Consider the following 8,300-nt stretch of genomic DNA (forward strand, 5'->3'; position numbering starts at 1 on the left):
GTCGGCGACCCGGCACAGCTCCTCGCCGGTGGCCGGGTTGTCGACGGACAGGGTCCGGCCGGACTCGGCGTCCTGCCAGCCACCGCCGATGAACAGCTGCTTGGGAACATCACGGACGACGGTCGTGGTCATGGCTGACTTCTCCTCGGAAACTCAAAACAGGCGGGTGTCGCGGACGCACGGCCGCTGATTCGTGACGCTTGCCGGAAAAGTGGGCAGGCAGGGGGAGCACATCGCGGGAATGCCTGGGCGAAGCACGGGGCCCAAGGGGGAGGGGAGGACAGGGCCCCGTGCTTCGCGGCCGGACGTGATATCACGTCCGGTTGGTGGGCACCACACCTGCGACCGGGGGGAGGCAGCAGGTGTGGGCCGCTCTGGCCCGGGATTCAGGTGAGGGGTTCGACGGGGAGGGCGCTCTGGCCGTTGCGGTGGCCGCCGAGTTTGCGGACGAGGGCGACCAGGGCGAGGGCGAGGATGGCCAGGGCGATCAGGACCGCGCTGACGGCGGTGACGGTCGGGTCGACGTCGAACTGGAGGGCGTTGAAGACCAGGACCGGCAGGGTGCGGGTGTCGGGGGTGGAGAGGAACTGGGCGATGAAGAACTCGTCGAAGCTGGTGATGAAGGAGAACACCGCTGCCGCGATCAGGCCGGGGGTGGCCAGCGGGAAGGTGATGCGGCGGGCGATGGTCATCCGGCTGGCGCCCATGCTGGCGGCGGCGTCTTCGAGGCGTTCGTCGATACCGCGCAGGGTGGAGATCAGGATGAGGATCGCGATGGGTGCGGCGAGCACGGTGTGACCGAGGGCGATGGCCAGGGGGCTGCCGAGCATGCCGGCCGGTTCGAAGAACAGGAACAGGCCGAGCGCGATGACCACCTGGGGGATGAGCATGGGGGCCAGGACCAGGCCGTAGACGGCGGCGTGCAGAGGGAGGCGGCCGCGGGCGAGGGCGGTGGCGGCGGTGACGCCCAGGATCAGGGAGAACACGGTGGTCAGGGAGGCGATGAGGCTGGACAGGGCGATGGAGGTGGCCCAGTTGCCGCCGGGCGCGGCCATCTGCTCGTACCAGCGGGTGCTGTACTCCTTCGGCGGGAAGGTGCCGATGCCGTCCGCGCCGAAGGAGGTGACCAGGATGATGACGATGGGCATCGCCAGGAACAGCAGGATCGCGATGGCGCTCAGGGCGCGGCCGATGTGTCCGGCCCGGGTGGGAGGCAGTTCCATCATGAGCTGCCTCCTCGTGCGTGCGCCTTCTTGCGGCGGAGCCTGGCCAGGCCGAGCACGCCCAGGCCGGCGAAGGTGAGCAGGAGCAGGATGACGCCGAAGGCGGCGGCGGAGTTCCACTGGTCCTGCTTCATCACCTGCTGGTCGATCAGGGCCGCGACGACGGTCTGCTTGTCGCCGCCCATCAGCGCGGGGGTGATGTAGTAGCCCAGGCAGAGGATGAAGCTGAGCAGGCCCGCGGTGCCGATACCGGGCGCGACCAGCGGCAGGTAGATGCGGCGGAAGATCGTCAGCCGTGACGCGCCGAAGCCCGCCGCTGCGGCGAGGAGCCGGCCGTCGACGCCGCGCATCACGCCCTGGAGGACCAGGACGGTGTAGGGGAGCATCACCGAGGTGGTGCCGATGACCACACCGGTCTCGTTGTACAGCAGCGAATACGGCGCACCGGGCAGGTGCACGGAGGTGGCCATGGTGTTGATGATGCCGTGTTCACCGAGCATGATGATCCACCCGTAGGTGCGCACCAGGGCACTGATGAAGTGCGGCACGACCACGATCAGCATGGCCAGGGCGGCGAAGACGGGCCGCATCCGGGCGATGGCGTGCGCCAGCACGAACCCCACCAGCAGGCTGAGCACCGCGGTTTCCGCCGAGATCCGCAGGGTCGACATCAGCACCGACAGGTTCACACCGCTGAGCGCGTCGGCATACCAGTGGAGGGTGAACCCGCCGCTGTCACCCTTCAGGCTGAGGGAGAGCACCCCGATGATCGGGTAGACGAACAACACCAGCAGGAACACCGTGACGGGGACGGCGTTGACCAGGGCGATGCGGGAGCGGTGTCCGCGCTTCGCGGAGGTTTTCACACGCACCTTGACGGGTGCGACAGCGGTGCCGGCCACGACTCACCCCCCGTCCGACTCGTCGAAGACACTGATGTCCTCACGATCAGCCGTCACACAGACCCGCTCCCCCACGCGCGGCGGGGCCTGGGCCGTCTCGATCCGCAGCGGCGGCGTCCCCGGAGCAGCGCCGTCCAGGCGGACGGTGATCCGGGTCAGCGAGCCGACGTACACGGCCGTCTCGACCGTGCCGCTACAGCAGCCCTCCTCGGCGCTGACCAGGCGCAGTCTGCCGGGGCGAACTGCCGCACGCACCCGCTGGCCCGGGGCGCATGCGTGAGCGCGGGCCTTCAGCAGGCCGCCGGTGTCGAGACGGACCGGGGTGCATCCGTCCGCGGTGGATTCCTCGACCTTGCCGGTGAGGAAGTTGGCGGCGCCGAGGAAGTCGGCGACGAAGGGGGTGCGGGGGCGTTCGAACAGGCCGCGGGGGGTGTCGAACTGCTCGATGCGGCCGTCCTTCATGATGGCGATACGGTCCGACAGGACCAGCGCCTCTTCCTGGTCATGCGTGACGTAGATGACGGTCAGGCCGAGTTCGCGCTGGATGGACTTGATCTCGGTCTGCATCTGGTCACGCAGCTTCTTGTCCAGCGCACCGAGCGGCTCGTCCATCAGCACGATGGGCGGGCGGTAGACCAGCACCCGGCACAGGGCGACACGCTGCTGCTGCCCGCCGGACAGCTCACGGGGCTTGCGGCCGGCGAACTTCGACAGGCCCGCCGCCTCCAGGGTCTCCCCCACCCGGCGGCGGATCTCCGCCTTGTCCACCCCGCGCAGTTGCAGGGGGAAGGCGACGTTCTCGTGGACGGTCATGTGGGGGAAGAGCAGGTACTGCTGGAAGACGAAACCGAGGTCACGCTTTCCGGGGTTGAGCTTGGTGATGTCCCGGCCGTCGACTGCGATGGTGCCGGAGTCGGGCTCGGTGAACCCCGCCAGCATCATCAGCGTGGTGGTCTTGCCGGAGCCGGAGGAGCCGAGGAAGGTGACGAACTCACCCGCCGCGATCTCCATGTCCACACCGTCGACCACCGTCGTCCCGCTGTAGGACTTCCGCAGCCCCGCCACCGACAGGGACTTCCCGGTCAGCGAGTTGGACCCTGGAGCCAGGGCAGCGGCGAGATCATCGGCGGACAGTTTCCCGGCGGTCAGACTCTGGGTCCGCTCAGGCATCGGCCCACTCCTGCCAGCGCTTGGTGACGGCGTCACGGTTCTTGTCCCACCAGGCCACATCGGCGTCGAACCCGGTCTTCAGGTTCTTCGGCGAGGTCGGCAGCGTGGCGAGGACGTCCTCCGAGAGGAGCTTGGTGGCGCCCGGGACCACGGGGCCGCCCGGGTAGAGCTTGGCGAAGGCCGCCTGGACCTCGGGGCGCAGGGAGAAGTCGATCAGCTTGTAGGCGGCGTCCGTGTTGCCCGCGCCCTTGGGGATGCCCCAGCCGCTGGTCATCCTGCGGGCACCGTTCCACTGGTAGGCGACCGGCATGCCCTGCTTGATCAGCTCGTCCGCGCGGCCGGCCCACAGGCTGGTGGCGACGACCTCCTTGCGGCCCAGCAGGACGGCCGGCAGGGCGCCGGTGTTCCAGAACTTCTTCACATCGCTGCGGATCCGCGACATCGACGCGAACGCCCGGTCCACGTCGATCGGGTACAGCTTGTCCAGCGGCACCCCGTCGGCGAGCAGCGCGAACTCCAACTCGGGAAGGTCGACCTCCGCACTCTGCAGGGAGCGCGGGCCGCTGAAGGAGTGCGTGTTCCAGAAGTCCGCCCAGCTCTTCGGGGCGCGCTTGAGGCTGTCCGTGCGGTACGCCATCACACTCGCCCACACGTTCTTGCCGACCGCGTACTCCGGCAGATTGTGTTCCGCGATCCCGGCTCCCTTGACGCTCTTCAGCCGGTCATGGTCCACCGCCTCCAGACAGTCCACGCGAGCCATCTTCTGGAAGATGAGCAGCGAGTTGTCCATCAGGTCGACCTGCGGGCGGCCCTGCTTGACCTGCGCGATGACCTGCGCGGACTGGTAGTTGACCGTGGTGACCGTGATGCCGGTCTCCTTGGTGAACGGCTCGTAGATCGCCTTGGTCAGAGCGTCGTTGTAGGCGCCACCACTGTTGCTGACGACGAGCCGCTTCTTACCGCCCGACGAGGTGCGGCTCTCGCCGCTGCCCGTCAGGGTGCCGCAGCCGGTCACCGCGGTGGCAGCGGCCAGCGCGCCTGCGGTGCGAAGTACGCTTCTGCGTCCTATCAGGTTGCCTTCCATGGCAGGGCCTCCTGGAAATCGCTGGGTATACGGGGAGAATCCGTGATGCGGGGACGCATTGGTCCCGGCTGAGGGGGGCTGGAACGCCGTAACGGCGCACGGAAACGCGCGGGGCTCAGGCCGCCCGAGCGAGACCGGGGGAAGGGAAGGAAGCAAAATCAAACGCGCGGTGGTGCGGCACGCTATCGCAGGAGCGGCAATATCACGACGGTGTATTTCTATCATTTTGATTACCGTCGGGCCCGCAGTGCATCGTGGAAAGGGTGCGGGAGGCACCGGATTTATCGTCCCGCACGGCAGCACAAGCCGTGGGAAAAGCTCGTGCGTGTGCCGTGCGGGACCGTGTTGCCTCGGGTCAGATGCCGAGCATGGTGTTGAGGTCGTCCAGGGACTTCACCGTCACGTAGTCGTAGCCGTGGGTCACCGGGTCGTAGCCGCGGTCCAGCAGAACCAGGTTGCGGAAGCCCATGTCGTGCATCGACTGGTGGTCGTAACGGGTGTGCGAGGCGACGTGCACGAAGTCCTCGGGGGACGCGTCGAGCTTCTCGAGCATGTACTCGAACGCGGCGTAGCGGGGCTTGTAGTAGCCGGCCTGCTCCGCGGTGAGGACCGCGTGGAAGTCCGCCCCGAGCTTGGGCACGCTCTCCGCGAGGAAGGAGTCGTCGGCGTTGGAGAGGATCACCAGCTTGTAGTGCTCGGCCATCTTCTTCAGCGGCTCCACCACGTCCGGGTGGGGTCCCCAGCTGCGGACGCCGTCGGCGAACCGCTTGCCGGCGTCCGGCGCCGCCTTCACACCCCACTTGCGGCAGACCCGCTCGAAGGAGTCCTGCAGCACCTGCTCGTAGGGGTAGTACTCGCCGCGGACCTGGTCGTAGCGGTAGCCGCGGAACTCCCGGACGAACTGGTCCCACTGCTCGGCGGGGATCTGATCGCCGACGAGCTCGTACGTGATGGGAGTGATCGGGTATTCGATCAGCGTGCCGTAGCAGTCGAACGAGACGTACTTGGGACGGAACTGCAACGAGGGAATTGCCATGAGAATGCTCCTGCTCTTTCTTTTGAGGGGCCCGCACATGTTGGGGACTGGATTTTCAGGGATGCCCGTGACGGGCTTCCCGTAGGTGCGCGACGACGTCGTCCAGGCTCGCGGCCAAGGAACGCTCGACATTGATCCAGTCGTCCTTGGCGTGATCCAGGAGGTACTCGCGCCGTTCGGGTGCGCGCTCCGCGCGCCAGTTCGTGATCAGCGCACGCAGTGTGAGTCGTGCCAGCGCGGCAATCGGGAGCAGCGGAAGTTCCGAGTCCTGGATCGGCCGCTCGCGTTGGTAGCCGGCGACGAAGGCGCAGGCGTCCCGCCAGGGACGATCCGGCGTCCTGCCGAGCAGGTTCGCCATGGGAACGGCGGGGTCGAAGATCACCGCACTGCGCACGGTGTCGCCGAAGTCGATGACTCCGGTGACGAAGTGATCACTCCTCGGATCCACCACGATGTTGTAGGGGCTGAAATCACCGTGGATCACTTGCGTCTCGAGATCGCTCAGCCTCGGGACGACGTTTTCGCCGAAGAGCCGGAAGACCGATCGGGCCGCCCGGCGGTGCTCGGGGCTGGGCGTGTGCTCGACCAGTTCGGTCAACTGGTGGAAATGCCGGATGTCCCACGCCAGACCTCGTCGGTCCGCCGGGTGGGTGAACTCCCTGAGCGCCACGTCGATCAGCCCGAGCATCTCGCCCGCCCTGGCCAGCCGCTCCGCGTCCGGGTTCGCATCGGCAAGGACCTGGCCTTCGACGAAGTCGAACACCCGCAGGACCCGTGTCCTGCCGCCGTTCAGCCTGATGGTCACATGGTCGTCCCCGCCGGCGGTCAGCTTCACCCGCTGGACGGGCAACTGCGGAGCGGTGCTTTCGAGGTAGCGCATCGCGGCGGTCTGGAGGGCGACGACCGCCTCGGCCTCTTCAGGGGGTGAGACCTTCACGAGGTAGGTGCTTGAGTCGGTGCTGAGTCGGAACGTGTCGTCCTTCTCCGTCGCCAGCCTTTCGAAGCGCCCGCTGAGGCGGTAGTGCTTCTCAAGGAAGATGCTCACCAGCATCACGTCGATGGGGTGATGGGACGACGTCAGGCCGCTCTCCTCGAGGAGCCTTTGAGCATAGGTCGGAGCCGGTGAGGTGTTCACGGTCAGTCCCTTCGCAACCTGCTACAGACGGTTTTTCGCGACCTCGGCGAAGGTCTCCAGGAAGCGGGTCACATCGGCGGAGTCGAAGGCCAGCGGAGGGCGGATCTTCAGCGTGTTCGCCGACGTGCCCGTACCGTTGATCAGGATGCGTCGGTCGCGCATGTCGTTGATGACGTCTTCGGCAAGTGCGCGGTCGGGCTCGAGGGTCTCCCGGTCCTTGACGATCTCCACGCCGACGAAGAGACCGGCGCCGCGGACTTCGGCGACGTAGGGGGAGTCCTTGGTGATCTCCCGCAGCCCCGCGCGCAGAGCGTTGCCGCACTCCAGGACGCGCTGCTGCACGTTCTCCTTCTCGATGACGTCCAGCACCGCGGCGCCGGCGGCCACGGGGATGGAGCTGCCACCGAAGGTGTTGAAGTAGCGGACGTTGCGTCCGAACTCCTCGCAGACCTCAGGGCGGAAGACCACACCCGAGATCGGCAGGCCGTTGCCCATCGGCTTGCCCATGGTGACGATGTCCGGCAGGACGCCGTGGCGGCTGAAGCCCCACATCGAGTCCCCCAGCCGGGCGAATCCCGACTGGACCTCGTCCGCGATGTAGACACCGCCCGCCGCGTGCACCTCCTCCACCACGGCCTGCATGTAGCCGGGCGGGTCGGTGAAGATGCCGTCGCTGCTGTAGGCGCAGTCGGTGATCAGCGCAGCGAGCCGATAGCCGTGGCGCTCGAGGTCGTCGATCGCGCCGCGCACCTGCTGCCGCATGTGTTCGTCGAGCGTGGAACCGGGCGCGACGAGGCGCGGGTCCGGGGCGTCGATGAGCCGGACGTTCGGACCCAGCGGCGAGCCTGCACCCAGGGTGGGCGAGAAGCTCGCCACCTCCCGGGTGATGCCGTGGTAGGCCCAGCGGGTGACGATGATGCCCTCGCCGCCCGTGTGGAACCGCGCCACACGCATGGCCAGGTCGTTCGCCTCCGAGCCGCTGCACGCGATGCTCAGCTTCGACAGCTCGTCGGGGAAGGTCGCGAGGAGCCGCTCCGCGTAGTCGACCAGTGCTTCCTGGACGTAGCGCGTGTTGGTGTTGACCGCGGCCATCTGCCGGGCGACGGCCTCGGCCACGTGGGGGTGGGCGTGCCCGACACACGGGACGTTGTTGTAGGCGTCGAGATAGTCGTTGCCGTCACGGTCGATCAGGTGGGCGCCGTGGCCGGAAACGAACTCGACCGGCTCCTTGTAGATGAGCGTGTAGCCGGGGCCCAGCACCCGCTCGCGGCGCTGGATGGTCTCTTGGATGTGTTCGGGGAGTTCGCTCACTGTGCCCGGGTCGAACCGGTTGGGGTAGTGGGCGATTGCCCGACTAAGCGTCGAAGTCATCTGCAGGCACACCTTCAGTCTGGTTTTCGTCGAGGTTGCTCGCTGCTGTGGCTGAGACCTTACCATCGCTTGTTTCAGTTCCAACCTGAAACGAGAAAGATTTTTAGGCTGGATCTGCATGGCAGTTCAGACGTCGAAAACTCACTGGTAACTCCCTTGCAAGAGAGGTGAGTCGGGGCCCGTTCAGGCAGGTCCGAGCGCCGTGCGCCGACCTGGGGGAGGGGACGGGCCGCGGGGAAGCTGAGCTCAGTCGAGGACACGGGCGGTGTTCTGTGCCCAGGGGTCGGGGTCGAGGAGTTCGGCGAGGTGCAGGGCGCGGATGTCCCGGTCGCCGGCGAGGTGGTCGATCTGGGTGGCGCAGCTGAAGCCGTCGGCGACG

At 67.4% G+C, this 8,300-nt stretch carries 7 protein-coding genes; all 7 read right to left on the reverse strand.

The features are described 5' to 3' along the window. Positions 1-386: 386 nt before the first annotated feature. A complete protein-coding gene (locus ACIRDU_RS38510) occupies positions 387-1,226 on the reverse strand; it encodes an ABC transporter permease (RefSeq protein WP_403588875.1) in 840 nt (279 codons plus the stop codon). Next, positions 1,223-2,089, reverse strand: coding sequence for an ABC transporter permease (locus ACIRDU_RS38515; RefSeq protein WP_403588877.1), 867 nt, complete (start codon positions 2,087-2,089; stop codon positions 1,223-1,225). The genes ACIRDU_RS38510 and ACIRDU_RS38515 overlap by 4 nt, the downstream gene beginning before the upstream one ends. A gap of 39 nt (positions 2,090-2,128) precedes the next feature. Beyond that, complete coding sequence (locus ACIRDU_RS38520) at positions 2,129-3,295, reverse strand: ABC transporter ATP-binding protein (RefSeq protein WP_403588879.1); 1,167 nt, start codon at positions 3,293-3,295, stop codon at positions 2,129-2,131. After that, positions 3,288-4,379, reverse strand: a complete 1,092-nt coding sequence (locus tag ACIRDU_RS38525) for an extracellular solute-binding protein (RefSeq protein ID WP_403588881.1) — start codon at positions 4,377-4,379, stop codon at positions 3,288-3,290. Before ACIRDU_RS38525 ends, ACIRDU_RS38520 begins: the two co-directional genes overlap by 8 nt. Before the next feature lie 355 nt (positions 4,380-4,734). Then, complete coding sequence (locus ACIRDU_RS38530) at positions 4,735-5,415, reverse strand: haloacid dehalogenase type II (protein WP_399912126.1); 681 nt, start codon at positions 5,413-5,415, stop codon at positions 4,735-4,737. A 55-nt stretch (positions 5,416-5,470) separates the two neighbouring features. Beyond that, the gene (locus ACIRDU_RS38535) at positions 5,471-6,466 is read right to left on the reverse strand and encodes a phosphotransferase (protein WP_403588885.1); all 996 of its coding nucleotides are present in this window, start codon (positions 6,464-6,466) and stop codon (positions 5,471-5,473) included. Positions 6,467-6,571: 105 nt separating this feature from the next. Next, the gene (locus tag ACIRDU_RS38540; RefSeq protein WP_403588883.1) at positions 6,572-7,921 is read right to left on the reverse strand and encodes an aspartate aminotransferase family protein; all 1,350 of its coding nucleotides are present in this window, start codon (positions 7,919-7,921) and stop codon (positions 6,572-6,574) included. Positions 7,922-8,300: the final 379 nt, after the last annotated feature.

Source organism: Streptomyces sp. NPDC093598 (assembly GCF_044764825.1).
In the GTDB taxonomy this organism is placed as follows: Bacteria; Actinomycetota; Actinomycetes; order Streptomycetales; family Streptomycetaceae; genus Streptomyces.